Source organism: Gleimia coleocanis DSM 15436 (genome assembly GCF_000159015.1).
GTDB classification, from domain to species: Bacteria; Actinomycetota; Actinomycetes; order Actinomycetales; family Actinomycetaceae; genus Gleimia; species Gleimia coleocanis.
This window is the reverse complement of record NZ_DS999545.1, coordinates 371,110-385,870: the sequence shown is the minus strand read 5'-3', so window position 1 is coordinate 385,870 and position 14,761 is coordinate 371,110. Positions and strand designations below refer to the sequence as shown.

The window sequence follows — 14,761 nt, the reverse complement described above, 5'->3', positions numbered from 1 at the left end:
GATTTCACTCATGCTAGGAGTCCCTTCATTGCTGCGGTCGGAGTAGCAGCCAAAGCTGCTTCTTCTGCACGACGGGCAATTTCTGCACGGTGTGCGCCAATCGGTTCTTTACTGATTTGTTCACGCAGAACCAGGATGGAGTTGATGAGTGCTTCTGGGCGTGGCGGACAGCCTGGAAGGTAAACATCAACTGGTACAATGTGGTCTGCTCCCTGAACCAAAGCGTAGTTATTGAACATGCCACCACTGGATGCGCAAGCGCCCATAGCGATTACCCACTTGGGTTCTGGCATGGAGTCGTAGACACGACGTACAATCGGCGCCATTTTATGTGACATGCGCCCAGCAATAATCATCAGGTCAGCGTGACGTGGCGATGCGCGGAACACTTCCAGACCAAAACGTGCCATGTCGAAACGTGGCGTACCTGCTGACATCATTTCGATGGAGCAGCATGCCAAACCCATGGTCACTGGCCACTGAGAGTGCTTGCGTGCCAGGTCCAGAACTGCCTCAATTGAGGTCAGTGCAACGCCTGATGGCAAGCTTTCTTCAATACCCATTTGTTTCTTCTCCTATCAGTCCCATTCCAGGCCGCCCCGACGCCATTCGTAAATGAATGGGACGGTGACCAGGGTGATGAACGTGAGCATTGCGGTTAGCCCAAATAACCCGAGCTGGTCGAATGCGACTGCCCATGGGTAGAGGAAAACAACCTCAATATCGAACACAATGAATGCCATAGCAACCAGATAGTACTTAACTGGGAATCGGCCCATTTCTGCGTCTGCGTGGATTGGGTCAACACCACATTCGTAGTTGCTGTACTTAACGGTATTCTTCTTGGTTGGACCAAGAATTGCCGATGCTGCCAGACCGCCCAACGCTACTAAAAGCGCCGTTCCTGCCATAATCAGCAGCGGGAAATATGGGTTATTCATGTGTTTCCGCCTTTTTCTTTACTTTAGTTTTATCTACTTACGCAGATAGTGCCTTATACCTTTGGAACCATGCGGGAGAGCGTGTTGATAAGGTAATCATCGATGTCGCCTCCCTTCCGTTCAAAGGAATCAGACAAAAGCTTGTGGACCAGTTTCATTAAGCGTGGTCGAGGCAGACCATACTTAGTACAGATCTGCATGATTTTAGGATTTTCAATCAATCGCACGAATACACGTCCCAACTGGTAGTAGCCACCCCAGTCAGCTTGCAGCGCTTCAGTGTAGCGTTGCATTGCCAGGTCGAATCCTGCATCACTTTGACGTGCCAGCGCTGAAACCATTGCTTCTGCAGCGTAACGCCCTGCCCGCATTGCTGGTGCAATACCTTCTCCGTCAAATGGGGATACCATACCGCCAGCGTCACCAACTATTACTAAGCCGTTTGCATAGTGCGGTTTGCGGTTGAATGACATTGGCAGAGCTGCAGAACGCAACGGACCAAGCATGGTTTCTTCAGTCATTTCCCATTCTTCAGGGAGGTTAGCAATCCAGGTTTTAAAAATATCCTTGTATGGCAGGGTAGTGGCTTTCGCTGTTGAGGATACAGAGCCCAGACCGACGTTTACAATGCCGTCTCCTAGGGGGAATACCCAACCGTAACCTGGTAGCAGGTCAGATTCGCCCGGTTTTCCACTCCAGAGTTCCAAGTGGGAGTCCATCCACTCGTCGTTACCACGAGGGGATTTGAAGTAGGCGCGTGCGGCCACACCCAGTGGGCGCTTCGGATGTTTTTCAACACCTTCAGAGGTCGCCAGTCGAGCTGCAACACCGCCAGCTTCAACCACTACCTTGGCGTGTACTTTAATTTCGCGGGTTTCTTTGCCTTTACCAATTTTGACAACTACCCCGTTTACGCGACCACTTGCACTGTGTAACGCTCCGGTGACGTTGTAACCTTCGTAGAGTCGCACGCCAGCCGATTGGGCACGTCGTGCCAGGGATTCATCCAGATCCATGCGGGCGCGACACATACCGTAGTCGGGGGTGGATTTCTGTTCTGGCCAAGGCAGATAGATGGAGTGTCCGCCACCAATTACATTTAGCCCCTTGTTACGAGCCCAACCGGTGGTATCAACACCCATGAGGTGGATTTCAGCTACGGCAGCTGGGGTTAGACCGTCACCACAGATTTTATCGCGTGGGAATTCTGATTTTTCGAGGAGTGCTACGTCTACGCCAGCGCGCGCCAAGTAGTAGGCGGTTGAAGACCCTGCTGGTCCGGCACCTACGACTACGACGTCAGCGTACAGGTCAGTTTCCTGCTGTTCTGCGACCGCCTGGCTTTCGAGCGTTTCGTCGTTCATTTTTCCCTCTCGCTTCTGGGTTGCATTCCAATGCACGCTAGCTGATTTTGCGCATAGTGCACCCAAGTCATACATATCTACACTACAGATTTCTCAGGTTACACTCAGGAAAACGGGGTTTTTCGTTGAAATATTAAGGTTTATCTGCGGACACCCTCAGAAAACATATAGGATATTTAGCAACACCGACGTTACGTATTTCCGTCATAAAATCAAATCGTGAAACAAGGCACACAAAAAGACGAGATGGACCTCATTTTAGTGAGAATCCACCCCGCCCTCGTGAAAAAATCCGAAAAGCCGCCCAGCAAAACCCAAACGCCCTGCCAAGCACTCAACTCACCGACGCAAAGCGCGATGAATCGCCACCACTCCTCCAATGAAGTTACGATACTTCACATGCTTAAAACCAGCACCCTTTATCAACACACCAAGTTCCTCTTGATCATGCCAATCCAAAACTGACTCCAAGAAATACTCATAAGCATCCTCATCAGAAGAGAACCAACTCGCTGCCGGAAGCATCACCTTACCCAAGTAAAAACGATACCCCTTCGCCAAAGTCGGATTAACCAACTGCGAGCTCTCCAGAATCACCAAGCGACCACCCGGCTTCAAAACACGCGCCAACTCAGACAAAACCTTCTCCGTATCTGGAATGTTACGAATCCCAAAGGAAATTGTCACCGCATCAAAACTCTCATCAGAAAACGGTAAATCCAACGCATTACCGTGCACAAACTCAATCTCTGGGTGACGCTGACGGCCAACCTCAATCATGCCTTCAGACAAATCACATGCCACCAACTCAGCCCCAGTTTCCAACAAAGCTGCCGTCGAAGCACCCGTTCCCGCTGCCAAATCCAAAACGCGCTGCCCCGGACCAACATCCAACGCCTCACGTACAGCTTTACGCCAGGTACGCAGCTGTCCCACAGTCATAATTTCATTCATTAAGTCATAGCGTTTCGCCACTTTATTGAACATTCCCGCGATCTCTTCCGGACGTTTTTCTAAAGTCGCCCGAGACACGTCAGCTGCCTTAAAACCTTTATTCGTCATGGGTCTAGTGTCGCACGCACCCGAAAAAGTCGCCAACCAGGCTACACACTTTCCGCTCAACCGACTCCCCCCTCCCTCAGTAAATTATGGGAAAATAAAACTAGTTTTAGCAATGAGAAGGCAGATTCTAAATGAAACTTCGCATCCAACCAACAACTACGGTAAATGGTTTAGCCCACGCCCTTACCACCCATTTCCCTACTCCCCCAGGCACTCAGCTGGATTCGTCGCAGCTATCCATCTGGCACGGCCCAGCGCTAATGGATGCCAATCAACCACTTTTAATCGGCTACGGTAACAGCATCCAGTTCCCAGCTACTCTGCAAACAGCAAACACCACCTGGACCACAGCCCGCGACACACTTTCACCTACCGACGATTCACTTTCTTTTGAAGAGTTCTTTTCCCAATCCCACCTGCAGGCTCCCATCGGGTTCTTTTCCTTTGGCTTCAACCAAGAAACACCCGGAATCATACAAATCCAACAGCGTACATTTGTACAGACCAGTGCAGGGGCATGGCTCCTAGAAATAGAAGGCGATACTCCCCTAACTTTTGTTCCAATCCCTGGCGTGGATCCCGTTTTCAACCTGATTGATGACACGCAAGCAAGCTGGCTTACTTCAGTTACCGGTTTGGTGCAGGATCTGCAGGCAGGTGTAGCACAAAAAACTGTGCTGGCAAGAGATGTGATTATTCAATCTTCCACCCCGATTGACCTATCCCTAGTTTTACGCAAGCTAGCGGATGCTTACCCAACTTGCTGGCAGTTCGCGGTTGCAGGTTTGGCAGGGGCGACGCCTGAAATGCTTGCTGATGTGCGTTTAGGCTTGGTTCGCTCTCGCGTGCTCGCAGGCACCTGCACACCCGGCAATGAAGCTGACTTAGTTGATTCTATTAAGGATTTAACGGAACATCGTTTTGCTGCTGATTCAGTAAAAGATGCGTTGGCTCCGTTGTGTACGCAGCTCAGTGCAAATCAAAAGCCTTTTATTTTACAGCTTCCAAACGTTAGTCATTTAGCGACGGACGTGCAGGGCGAGTTGGCAGAAACTACTGTTTCCGAGGGCGCCCCACTCATCTCAGTTTTACAAAAACTGCATCCCACTGCAGCTGTTTGTGGAACTCCGCGGGAGGTTGCGTTTGAACTTATCGCTAAACATGAGACAACTCTGCGTGGGCGATATGCAGGACCTGTTGGGTGGATGGACGCCGCTGGTAACGGAGCGGCTGGTTTAGCTTTGCGCTGTGGCCAGCTACAGGCAGACAAGCAGTCTATGCAGCTTCTAGCCGGATGCGGAATCATGCCTGATTCAAACCCGGAAGCTGAGTTAGCTGAGACGCGCGCTAAACTCCGGCCAATGCTGAGTGTGTTTGGTTTAGTCAGCTAGTTCGTGGGCTTTTCCGTCGGAGCTGGTTCTTTAGTTGGTTTCGCCACGATGGTAAGTACCTGCGGGGTTCCCACTGGTTTATCACCATTTAGCAGTGTTGCCACGTAAGTACCAGGTTGCGCTTCCTTAGTTGGGTTGCAATCTACCCAAACTTTCCCGTCCCAGGGGAGTTCCATATCCCAGGATTTACCGCGCCCTAATAGTAGCGGAATCTGCGAGTCTGTGGCTGCACATTTCAGGCTATTAAAGACTTCAACTTCTCCTGATTTGATTTGGAAACCGTAGCGGTTTGGGCCGCCTTCGGTGTAGCAGCTGCGGATTCCTTGGTTTTGTAGCGTAATTTTCGCATCCCACAGGCTGCCACTTTCTAAAGTAAGGGCGTTGGAACTGATATTCACCTGTAAGTCACTTGGTTGGCAGTTTGCAATTACCTCTGGTTTATCAGTGCTGGCTTCAATCTTGGCTGCTTTACGTGCTTCGTTTGCGGTTTTAACGTAAGAGACTGTGAACCAGGTGGCTACGATAGCTACAATTATCGATATTATTATTAAACTGATTTTCATCAGAATACGGTAATTCACTTGTGCTTTAGCAGTTGGTTGCTTACGCTTTCGACGTTTCACAGAGCTACTTCCATCAGTACGGCTTGCTGTGTGCGCTATGGGCCGTCGGTGTCCAGAGTTTTTTGGTGTGCCATGGGAAGCAGGCTTAGTATGTGGGTTGGGTTCAGTACGTCGGCTGGCTTTTTGTGAGGATGCAGATGTGGAACGAGGGCGACGTGGTTTAACTACACTTGAGCGAATATCGTCCCAGGATTCACGGACTAAGAATGAGGCGTCGCTACCTTGACGAGGTTTTTCTGAACCGCGTGCTTCCGAACGTTTTGAGGCGGAGGCTCCACGCGACTGTGGTAAAGAACGTTTAGCGGGGTCTTGCGGGCGACGTGTCAGACGCCGTGGCTGATTACGATCATTCATGCTGTTCCCCTTTATATGAAACTCAGTGTCGGAATGATTCTACCTTTGTGTTTTAAGGAATTGTCGTAGCACCCGCGGACTGCGGGTCCTCGTCATCATCTAAACGACACCAGGATTCAACGATAATACTGATTCCCCACACGGTAATTGAAGCAATCACACATAATATGTTCACGATTGTAACTTCGTTAAGTTCAAACTGCGGCATGTCAAGATACCAAGGGAGCGTAATGCCGATATACCAGCCAGTAAGTAACGCTCCTGTCCAGGCACTTGCATGCGCCAGCAAAGTTACAAAATAGGCAGTTAACCCCTTAAACTTTGGTGGTTTATTAGCATTACGACGAATTCCCCAGCCGAAGTATAAGAGAACTACAGCAAGAACTGTGAAAGTGACGATGAATGAAGTTCCACCACGTGGTAAGCCATAGGCATTTACCAGCAAAATATGAGTAAAAATGTAGCCCACTACCGTGGAAGCCACTGCCAAAAGAGACGTGTACTTCCACTTTAATGGCTGCAGTTTATTATTCATGGTTCCGCGGAATCACCGGGATAGAGCCAGTGGGGTCTGGACGTAAAATCTGGCGACGCCGCAACCCCTGATAGGTAGTTGGAATCTGCGCAGTATCAGTACAAGGTTCAACTAGAGAAGTAGTTTTCTCTGCTGATTCTGAAACTTGTTCTGTTGAAGTACCTGCAGGTTTATCTGAAACAGTCACAGCCGTCGGCTCATCAACAATACGAGGTTCTACAGGGGTAACAACCCGCTTCCAAGAAGGCATCCGCAAAACAGGTGCCTCTGACTGCGTAGTTTTAATACCGAAAACAATCTTCTCAAAGTCACTGTACTGTTCCGGCTCCGACTGCTTCACCGGTTGTAACTCAGTTGCCAAAGTATCTAACGCAGAAGAAACCTCTGCTTCTTCTACCATTTCAACTGGCACAGACTGCAAGGGAGGAAGTTTCGTTGGAACAGGAATATCTAAAGAAGGTAAACCCTCTACCCGACGGCGCTCCTGAGCTGCCGTAGCTTCCTGCGCAGCTTTTTCTTCCGCAGCCTTTAAAGCCTGAGACATTTCCCAGTCACGGTCAATCTGATGCTTCGTTAGAATCCACTCAGTCTGCAAAGCCGCACGCTTAGCAGCAAACTGAGCAAAAATAGGTGACTCCGTTTCCTCCGCATTTGCCAAACGGTAAGTCTGACGAATCGAACCCGTCGCCACAGCTGGCTCCACCTCAGAAGCTACTGGTTCTACACCAGTTTCCGCAGTAAACGGCTCAGGCACGTGAACAAACTGGGTTTCAACTACTGGCTCAACCACAGAAACAACTGGCTCAACTGAAACTGCCGGCGAAGCTTCAACTACCTCTGGGACAGCGGAAACAGCAGACACAACGCCCTCGGAAAAATGCCCAGCTAAAGCATCCTCAACCCACAGCTCAGCCAGCAACTCAACGCTCTGATCCTGCACCTGCTGAACCAAAACTTCCACGCGGCCACGCGCACCCACACATGCCTGCGGATTAATCTGCAACCACGGTTGCAGCACAAAAGCTCGCTCATGCGCACGCGGATGAGGCAAAACTAAACGCACATCATCACTATGTAAATCGCCATAAGTCAAAATATCCAAATCCAGCGGACGAGCTTCCCACTTTTCCTTACGCACCCGCCCCGCCGAGGCTTCTAACTCATGTAGCGTGTCCAGCAGCGCCAACGGACTAAGAACCGTCTCAGCCTCAATAACCGCATTGAAATAATCAGGTTGTGGAGCCTGCTCAGGCAATAAAATCGGAGCCGTACGGAATAAACCAGAAACCGCAGTAACATTCACTCCTGGGCACTCATCCAAAGACACAATCGCCTGCGCTAAAGTAGCCGGAGCATCCCCCAGGTTAGCACCCAAAGCCACTGTCGCTGTCACCGGGCGCACCGGAACAGCAGTTAAATCAGCCACTGCAACTACCGGAGTAACTTCAGAAAGGCTACTGCGGTCACGGAAAATACTTAAGGTTAAATCTGAAAAAGCCACGTTCAAAGGTGCTTCCGGCTTATGCACCTGCACTTCAACTGCGTGCACCTGCGGGAAAGACAAAACCCGGCGAGCAATCGTATCCGCTAAAGTTTCAAGCAGATTAACTGGAGTTCCCTCAAGGATTTTCGCAACTTCCACCGCGACCTGAGAATAGTCCACCGTATAAGAAAGATCGTCCGTAACCGCTGCGGTGCGCGTATCCACGGTCATCTTAATATCGACTTTGAATTCCTGACCCGCGCGACGCTCCAACGGATAGACCCCATGCAAACCGCGAGCAGTGATCCCTTCAATATTGATCACATCAAAAACAGATTCTGTCACTGTTTTCCTCTTTCGCGGTAAGGTCCGATTGCTAAGTCTTAATTCTATACTACTTTTAGGCGGAATTTCAGATTTTTTATGGCTGGTGGCGGTAAGTTACGCCATGCGTTGCGCCACCCGAATCGCAGCTAAGTTCGCAGCCGGCTCATGTACGCGCACACCCCATACTCCAGCCTGAGCAGCCACTAGGGATGTTGCCGCTGTAAGCTGGTCAGTATCAACTGCCCCACCAGCTAATTCCTTAACCATACGTTTACGAGAAGTCCCCACTAAAAGTGGTAAATCCAAGGTTTTTTGAATATAAGGCAAGGATTTGAGAATTTCCCACGAACCCTGCGTATCTTTCGCAAACCCAAAACCTGGGTCTAGAATCACACGTTCTTTTTTGACGCCAGCAGCTAAAACTGTAGCCACTTGGGACTGCAGTTCAGCAATCAAAGTGGGAATAACATTTTCTGTAAGTAGGCGCTCTGAACCAGTGCCGGGGAAACCTCGCCAGTGTTGAATGATCACTACTGCGTCAGTTTTCGCCATTACTTCAGCCATTCGCGGGTCATGACACCCCCCGGAGACGTCATTAATTATCGTAGCGCCTGCTTCTGCGGCAAGTTCAGCAGTGGTTGCATTAACCGTATCTACCGAAATAACGTATCCGTGCTGCGCTAGGTGCTCCACTACCTGCAAGACGCGTTCTTGCTCATCGAGGGCGGTAATACGACTACTTCCCGGGCGAGTAGACTCTCCACCCACGTCAATGATGTCTGCACCATTTTGCACCAGGTATTCAGCACGCTGTACTGCTCTTTGCGGGTCGTTCCAACGCCCTCCGTCAGAAAATGAATCCGGGGTGACATTAAGAACCCCCATCACCAGGGTGCGGTCAGTTGGTAAAGAAACTGGTCCTTTGAAAACTGGTAGCCACTGCATTAACGGTTGCCACCCATAACTAAAGTCATCATTTCCTGGCGAGTAGCGGAATTATTCATTACCCCACAGAGTTTTGACGTAACAGTGGTGGCACCGGTTTTACGAATACCGCGCATAGTCATGCACAGGTGCTCAGCTTCCATGATTACGCACACTCCCTGCGGGTTAAGCTTTTCAACTAGGGCTTGAGCAATCTGAGTAGTGAGGCGTTCCTGCACCTGCGGGCGACGCGCATATCCTTCAACCACGCGTGCTAGTTTCGACAGTCCCGTAACTTTGTTGTCGCGAGGAATGTAGGCTACGTGAGCGCGCCCGTGAAATGGTAGCAGGTGATGTTCACAAACAGAGTGAAACTCAATGTCGCGCACCAATACCATTTCATCAGTTTCAACTGTGAAGTGCTTTTCCAAATGCTTTGCGGGATCTTCATCTAAACCAGAAAGTAACTCTTTCCACGCCCGCGCTACTCGAGCAGGGGTTTCTAAAAGACCTTCGCGTTCCGGGTCTTCACCGACTGCAATTAGCAAGTCTCTAACTGCAGCTTCAGCTGCCCGTTGGTTAAAACTCATTTTCCGTTCCCTCAGCAGAAGTCTCTGCACTGTCAGGTTCTGAAACTGGTTCAACAGGCAAGGCTGGAACAGTAGTTGATTTAGGAAGCTCCCCGAAGAAAGCTCCTTCTACTGCGGCATCAGCCTGGTAGTTCCACACTGGGCGTTCTTCCTGCTTCACCAAGTCCTTGAAGATTTCTTCCAAGTCGTGTTCGAGCAGCGTTTCTTCATCCAGCAGACGCATTGCCAAAGTGTCTAGGACAGCACGGTTCCTAGAGAGAATCTGCCACGCTTCACGCATAGCGTTATCCAACAGAGCGCGAACTTCACGGTCAACTGCGGCCGCAGTTTCTGCAGACATTGGGTGATTTTTACCTGGACCACCCGCTGGACCAAATGGATTACCGTCTGCCTTACCCAGCTTTGCTAAGCCCAGCTGGCTAGTCATACCGTAGTCAGTTACCAAAGAGTAGGCAGTGGAGGTTACCTTCTCAATGTCATTAGACGCCCCAGTTGAGGGGTCGCGGAAGACTAGTTCTTCTGCAACACGCCCACCTAAACCATAGACCAGGTCGTCAAGTAGTTGGTTTCGAGTCTTTGAGTAACGATCTTCAGTTGGCATTACCATGGTATATCCCAAAGCACGACCACGAGGCAGAATCGTCACCTTAGTTACTGGCGAAGAGTAGCGTCCTGCGGCCGCGCAAAGAGCGTGACCAGCTTCGTGATAGGCGGTGACTGCACGATCGTGATCATTCATAACGCGAGTACGTTTTTGTGGTCCAGCCAGTACTCGGTCAATCGCTTCATCTATTGCGCGCATGTCAATCAAGTCAGCATTTGAACGGGCTGTCAGCAACGCAGCCTCGTTAAGCACGTTAGCTAAATCTGCACCCGTGAAACCAGGGGTACGTTTAGCGATTAGACGCAGGTTCACGTCGTTTGTCAGTGGCTTACCGTTGGCATGTACTTTCAGGATTGCCTCACGGCCCTTCATGTCAGGCGCTTCCACTGAAATCTGACGGTCAAAACGACCCGGACGTAGTAACGCAGAGTCCAGTACGTCTGGACGGTTCGTTGCTGCAATGACTAGTAGGTTAGTGGTGGCGTCAAAGCCATCCATTTCTACGAGCATCTGGTTCAGTGTTTGGTCACGTTCGTCAGAACCACCTCCATAACCACTGCCACGCTGACGACCGACTGCGTCAATTTCGTCGATAAAAATTATGGCGGGGGCAGCTTTCTTAGCTTTGTCAAAAAGTTCCCGCACGCGTGAAGCACCCACACCTACGTAAAGTTCCATGAATTCTGAACCAGAGATGGAGAAGAATGGTACTTCGGCTTCACCCGCTACAGCTTTAGCGAGCAATGTCTTACCCGTACCTGGAGGACCGTAGAGTAAAACACCGCGAGGAACTTTCGCCCCTACCTTTTGATAGCGTTCAGCATTCGCTAGGAAGTTCTTGATTTCTTCTAGTTCTTCTACAGCTTCGTCTGCACCTGCTACGTCAGAGAAACGTACCTGTGGGCGTTCCTTATTAAAGTCACGCTTCTTGCCACCCAGTGGCCCGCCCATACCACCGGCGCCACTGAACTTAGTGGCGAAGAAATAGAACAGCGCCCCCAGTAACACCAGTGGTAACAGTAGGTTAAGGATACTTACCAGCACGGAAGGCTGTGGGTTGATTACGTCATAGCCACGCTTTAACTTTGTTTCCGCAATCAGTGTGAGAACTTCTGGACCCTGATCTTGGGAGAAAGTGAAAGCTACACTCTTACCATGATCTTTTTCACGGTCGCCAATACCAGTTGATTTGTGAACAAAAGGTTCTTTAAGAGTCAGTGTGACATAACGGGTCGAGTCATTTACCAGCACGTATTCTGCTTTATTTTCTTTTAGCAGATTAAGTGCTTCAGAAGTTTGGATCAAGGATGGCTGGAACAGGGACCACAACATCCACAGGACTAGGGAGAACGCCAGCAAGGGCACAGCAATGAACCCGAACTTACGGTATTTTTGCATGCCGGTTTTTTCTTGTGGAGCTCCAGAGTTGTGTGGGTCTGGTTGTGGGGTTGGTTTATGCTTAGCCACCTAATCTTTACCTTTCAGTTTTAGGCGTAAACGTGTGGTGCCAGGGTACCTACGAACGGCAGGTTACGGTACTTTTCTGCATAGTCCAGACCGTAGCCAACTACGAATTCGTTAGCGATATCAAAGCCCACGTACTTAACGTCGATGTCTACGCGTACTGCTTCTGGCTTACGCAGGAATGTTGCGATTTCAACGGACGCTGGGCCGCGGGAGCTCAGATTTTCCTTCAGCCAGGACAGGGTGAGACCAGAGTCAATGATATCTTCTACGATTAGGACATGGCGACCGGAAATGTCGGTGTCCAAGTCCTTTAGGATACGTACTACGCCGGAGCTCTTGGTACCCGAACCATAGGAGGAAACTGCCATCCAGTCCATGTGCAGTGGGTTTTTCAGAGCGCGAGACAGGTCTGCCATCACCATGATAGCGCCACGCAGTACACCTACCAGAAGCAGGTCTTTGCCCGCGTAGTCGCGGTCAATTTCAGCAGCCATTTCCTGAATACGAGCACGAATCTGTTCCTCAGTGAGGAAAATTTCTTGCAGGTCAGTTCCCATGTCTTCAGCGTTCATTCCAACCTCCACTTGGAATTAAAGTTTTGTTACCAGTATTTAGTGTTCCACAAATCAGTTTTTTTGTTCTACCAGAATGCGTTTGTGGACAGTTTTGTACCACTTTTCACCCTGTTTTGTTTTTTCTTCCCACCTGATTCGTCTTGCCTGCCAGTTTCCGGGCAGGCTCACAGCTTTCTGCCCTTGCCAGTCCGTGATTAACCGGTCGAGTTCCTGCAGTTGTCTGGAGGTGAGTTGAATGTGGCTATGCTGGGCAAAAATGAGTTTCCAGATTCGCATTCGCACGGCTTTTGCTTCTTTTTCGAGAGCGTCAACCCTCACTCCCCACTGATCTTGAAGCTCTCCACTTTCCCAGCGTTTCAACGCGAAGTTGAAGATAAAGTCCTCATCCTCGCGGGCTTGTGACGCAACCCGATTTAAAGCTGGTATTGGATCCTGACCTAGCGCGGTTTTTAACTGTGGCAAGACTTGATGGCGGAGAGCTACGCGTGGCAGAGCCTGACCGGCTTGGGTTTTCCACGGGCCATCAAGGAAATTTGTTGGGTCCTGGACATACTCTAACCCCAGGCAGTTACAGAATTCTTCAGTTTGTCTGCGGCGAATCTCAGCTAGAAATGGGCGGTGAAACTTAATACCCTGCGGATTACGCCACTGCTGCGGCATTCCTGCTAAAGCTTTCATTCCAGCTCCGCGAGCGAGTTTTAACAGTACTGTCTCAGCTTGATCGTCTTGAGTGTGCCCCACTAGCACCGCTGTAGGCTGGTTAAGTGTATTACAGAAATCAACAAGCGCTTGGTAGCGAGCTTCCCGTGCCTGCGCTTCAATCCCCTGCCCCGCACGAACTTGGGCTTTAACCACTACTGCCGGGATCTTATTGGCTATTAAGTCAGCTGCTACACTGGCAGCTTCCGCAGCTGATTCAGATCGTAATTGGTGATCTACAATAACTGCGGTGAAGTCTTTATTCAGCCGGTGACACCAATCTGCGGTAGCAACTGTTAATGCTAAAGAATCAGCTCCGCCTGAGCACGCCACCACCCAGTGGTCTACACTAGGTTCGCTACACAACAAGTTCCCCACGCAGAGGGAAACTTCCCGTAAAACTCCCCGCGGTTTCGCACCGATCATCTCAGAAGCCCGAACTCCCGGAATCATCAGCGATTAACCAACGCTTCCATGAACTTGTCTAAATCAAGACGGGTTGCTGCAGCGCCCTCGGGAACTTCTGTGGTCTGCACGTGGAAAATCAATGGACGCCCACTTTTCGTAACTGCCACGCCCGCCAGCGCCGCCGCAGAATCTAACAAACCAGATTTAGCCTGTACGCGCCCAGCCGCCACTGAATCGGTCATCCGGTTCGCTAACGTACCGGAATAAGCAGAAACCGGATTCATACGCAGTATCTGCTTCTGCTGAGGTGTTCCCAGGCGCCATAGGTAATAGAAAAACTCCGCGGTTGTCTGCGGTGAAATCCGATTCGCCTCAGTTAAACCCGAACACGCTGTCACTGAAAAACCCTCCGTCGGAATCGGAAGCTCACTAATCCGTCTCATTAAATTTGCCGAAGCCGACTCCGGAGACGAATTTCCCGTCTGTTTCTGCGCTGCCAGGCGACACAAATGCTCAGCTAAAGTATTATCCGAACGTTCCAGCATTAGCCTGGTTATCTCCAAAATAGAAGCCGAAGAAACCTGCGCCACCGGTTTATCTCCCTGATATGGGTCATCAGAATAAGAGACTTCTACCGGAGCTCCCAGAGAGGCAAAATGCTCGGCTAAAGTGTCGCCCACCAGCTGGATCGGAGCCTGATTATTACCACCCTGACCGTAGCCAGCATTAATCGCTACCGAACCCTGCGGACTAATCCAATTCAACAAATCCTTCTCAATCCGGGGATCTACCAGCGGACCGTCGTGGAGTTTCTGGTGAATCACTAGTCGCTGCGGACCTGTCCCAACTTTAGCCACCGCTTGGCGAGCCAAATCCCCCAAGCCAGCGCGTCCACTCACTTTCTGCGGGTCTCCTTCATCTGCCCCCAACAGTAAGTCCCCCTCACCCACCAGGTGCAGTGTGTTCCCCTCCAGATAGATTCGAGTTTCCAAAGTATCCTGTGGATCAAGTGCGTCTAAAGCCACAAAAGCAGCAAAAACTTTAGTTGTAGAAGCAGGCACCACTGGTTTCATTTCATTCTGTGCAAAAACTACGTTACCGGTAACAGCATCGATCACATAGGCTCCCGCACCCCATTTACCTTGCGTAGAGTTATTTAACTCATCCCATACGGGTTGCAAATCGCTTTTCTTCAGTGGCTGCAAATCTTGCCGAATCTCACGAGGCAAAATCGTATCAAACTGACCTTGTGGAATCTCAGGTGCAGATTCACCCACAACAGGGGCTTTTTCCGTAAAATACCCGGGAGCCACATCTTTAATATCTGCCACAACATAGCCGGAAACCCCCGCTAGTAAAGTGGTGACTGCCAACACTGAAAAAAGTGAGCGTTTTGCCATGTGGACTCCAAGAA

14 protein-coding genes are annotated in these 14,761 nt (G+C 50.2%); 1 reads left to right on the top strand and 13 read right to left on the bottom strand.

Annotated elements, in window-relative coordinates:
• Nucleotides 1–8: 8 nt before the first annotated feature.
• From HMPREF0044_RS06615 to HMPREF0044_RS06600, 4 genes are all read right to left on the bottom strand, one after another.
• Nucleotides 9–563, bottom strand: coding sequence for an NADH-quinone oxidoreductase subunit B (locus HMPREF0044_RS06615; protein ID WP_006547355.1), 555 nt, complete (start codon nt 561–563; stop codon nt 9–11).
• A 15-nt stretch (nt 564–578) separates the two neighbouring features.
• Entirely contained in the window at nt 579–941 is a 363-nt protein-coding gene (locus HMPREF0044_RS06610) for an NADH-quinone oxidoreductase subunit A (protein ID WP_006547354.1), read from the bottom strand.
• A 53-nt stretch (nt 942–994) separates the two neighbouring features.
• The gene (locus HMPREF0044_RS06605; protein ID WP_141553867.1) at nt 995–2,305 is read right to left on the bottom strand and encodes a geranylgeranyl reductase family protein; all 1,311 of its coding nucleotides are present in this window, start codon (nt 2,303–2,305) and stop codon (nt 995–997) included.
• Nucleotides 2,306–2,644: 339 nt separating this feature from the next.
• Complete coding sequence (locus HMPREF0044_RS06600) at nt 2,645–3,367, bottom strand: class I SAM-dependent methyltransferase (RefSeq protein ID WP_006547352.1); 723 nt, start codon at nt 3,365–3,367, stop codon at nt 2,645–2,647.
• A gap of 131 nt (nt 3,368–3,498) precedes the next feature.
• Here HMPREF0044_RS06600 and HMPREF0044_RS08010 point away from each other — a divergent pair, with 131 nt between their 5' ends.
• Complete coding sequence (locus HMPREF0044_RS08010) at nt 3,499–4,758, top strand: isochorismate synthase (protein WP_006547351.1); 1,260 nt, start codon at nt 3,499–3,501, stop codon at nt 4,756–4,758.
• On the opposite strand, the gene HMPREF0044_RS08005 is transcribed toward HMPREF0044_RS08010, so the two are convergent.
• The 9 genes from HMPREF0044_RS08005 to HMPREF0044_RS06550 all read right to left on the bottom strand — a co-directional run bounded on the left by HMPREF0044_RS08005 (nt 4,755) and on the right by HMPREF0044_RS06550 (nt 14,747).
• Nucleotides 4,755–5,735, bottom strand: coding sequence for a hypothetical protein (locus HMPREF0044_RS08005; protein WP_050754376.1), 981 nt, complete (start codon nt 5,733–5,735; stop codon nt 4,755–4,757). The two genes, HMPREF0044_RS08010 and HMPREF0044_RS08005, sit on opposite strands and share 4 nt — an antisense overlap.
• Nucleotides 5,736–5,787: 52 nt before the next feature.
• Nucleotides 5,788–6,270: a DUF3180 domain-containing protein gene (locus HMPREF0044_RS06585; RefSeq protein ID WP_006547349.1), complete on the bottom strand. Its 483-nt coding sequence runs from the start codon at nt 6,268–6,270 to the stop codon at nt 5,788–5,790.
• On the bottom strand, nt 6,263–8,098 hold the full coding sequence (gene folK, locus HMPREF0044_RS08000) for a 2-amino-4-hydroxy-6-hydroxymethyldihydropteridine diphosphokinase (protein WP_006547348.1): 1,836 nt from the start codon (nt 8,096–8,098) through the stop codon (nt 6,263–6,265). The genes HMPREF0044_RS06585 and folK overlap by 8 nt, the downstream gene beginning before the upstream one ends.
• Before the next feature lie 96 nt (nt 8,099–8,194).
• Complete coding sequence (folP, locus tag HMPREF0044_RS06575) at nt 8,195–9,025, bottom strand: dihydropteroate synthase (RefSeq protein ID WP_006547347.1); 831 nt, start codon at nt 9,023–9,025, stop codon at nt 8,195–8,197.
• Entirely contained in the window at nt 9,025–9,594 is a 570-nt protein-coding gene (folE, locus tag HMPREF0044_RS06570; protein WP_006547346.1) for a GTP cyclohydrolase I FolE, read from the bottom strand. The genes folP and folE overlap by 1 nt, the downstream gene beginning before the upstream one ends.
• Entirely contained in the window at nt 9,584–11,596 is a 2,013-nt protein-coding gene (gene ftsH, locus HMPREF0044_RS06565; protein WP_006547345.1) for an ATP-dependent zinc metalloprotease FtsH, read from the bottom strand. The genes folE and ftsH overlap by 11 nt, the downstream gene beginning before the upstream one ends.
• A gap of 89 nt (nt 11,597–11,685) precedes the next feature.
• Complete coding sequence (gene hpt, locus HMPREF0044_RS06560) at nt 11,686–12,237, bottom strand: hypoxanthine phosphoribosyltransferase (protein ID WP_006547344.1); 552 nt, start codon at nt 12,235–12,237, stop codon at nt 11,686–11,688.
• A 54-nt stretch (nt 12,238–12,291) separates the two neighbouring features.
• Nucleotides 12,292–13,392, bottom strand: coding sequence for a tRNA lysidine(34) synthetase TilS (gene tilS, locus HMPREF0044_RS06555; RefSeq protein ID WP_006547343.1), 1,101 nt, complete (start codon nt 13,390–13,392; stop codon nt 12,292–12,294).
• The gene (locus tag HMPREF0044_RS06550; protein WP_006547342.1) at nt 13,392–14,747 is read right to left on the bottom strand and encodes a D-alanyl-D-alanine carboxypeptidase; all 1,356 of its coding nucleotides are present in this window, start codon (nt 14,745–14,747) and stop codon (nt 13,392–13,394) included. The genes tilS and HMPREF0044_RS06550 overlap by 1 nt, the downstream gene beginning before the upstream one ends.
• Nucleotides 14,748–14,761 lie beyond the last annotated feature (14 nt).

Bases quoted from the DNA above. Each gene is read 5' to 3' on its own strand.
- HMPREF0044_RS08010 (WP_006547351.1), top strand. From the start codon at position 3,499: ATGAAACTTCGCATCCAACCAACAACTACGGTAAATGGTTTAGCCCAC.
- ftsH (WP_006547345.1), bottom strand. From the start codon at position 11,596: ATGCAAAAATACCGTAAGTTCGGGTTCATTGCTGTGCCCTTGCTGGCG.
- HMPREF0044_RS06600 (WP_006547352.1), bottom strand. From the start codon at position 3,367: ATGACGAATAAAGGTTTTAAGGCAGCTGACGTGTCTCGGGCGACTTTA.
- folP (WP_006547347.1), bottom strand. From the start codon at position 9,025: ATGCAGTGGCTACCAGTTTTCAAAGGACCAGTTTCTTTACCAACTGAC.
- HMPREF0044_RS06610 (WP_006547354.1), bottom strand. From the start codon at position 941: ATGAATAACCCATATTTCCCGCTGCTGATTATGGCAGGAACGGCGCTT.
- HMPREF0044_RS08005 (WP_050754376.1), bottom strand. From the start codon at position 5,735: ATGAATGATCGTAATCAGCCACGGCGTCTGACACGTCGCCCGCAAGAC.
- HMPREF0044_RS06585 (WP_006547349.1), bottom strand. From the start codon at position 6,270: ATGAATAATAAACTGCAGCCATTAAAGTGGAAGTACACGTCTCTTTTG.
- HMPREF0044_RS06550 (WP_006547342.1), bottom strand. From the start codon at position 14,747: ATGGCAAAACGCTCACTTTTTTCAGTGTTGGCAGTCACCACTTTACTA.
- folE (WP_006547346.1), bottom strand. From the start codon at position 9,594: ATGAGTTTTAACCAACGGGCAGCTGAAGCTGCAGTTAGAGACTTGCTA.
- hpt (WP_006547344.1), bottom strand. From the start codon at position 12,237: ATGAACGCTGAAGACATGGGAACTGACCTGCAAGAAATTTTCCTCACT.
- tilS (WP_006547343.1), bottom strand. From the start codon at position 13,392: ATGATTCCGGGAGTTCGGGCTTCTGAGATGATCGGTGCGAAACCGCGG.
- HMPREF0044_RS06615 (WP_006547355.1), bottom strand. From the start codon at position 563: ATGGGTATTGAAGAAAGCTTGCCATCAGGCGTTGCACTGACCTCAATT.
- HMPREF0044_RS06605 (WP_141553867.1), bottom strand. From the start codon at position 2,305: ATGAACGACGAAACGCTCGAAAGCCAGGCGGTCGCAGAACAGCAGGAA.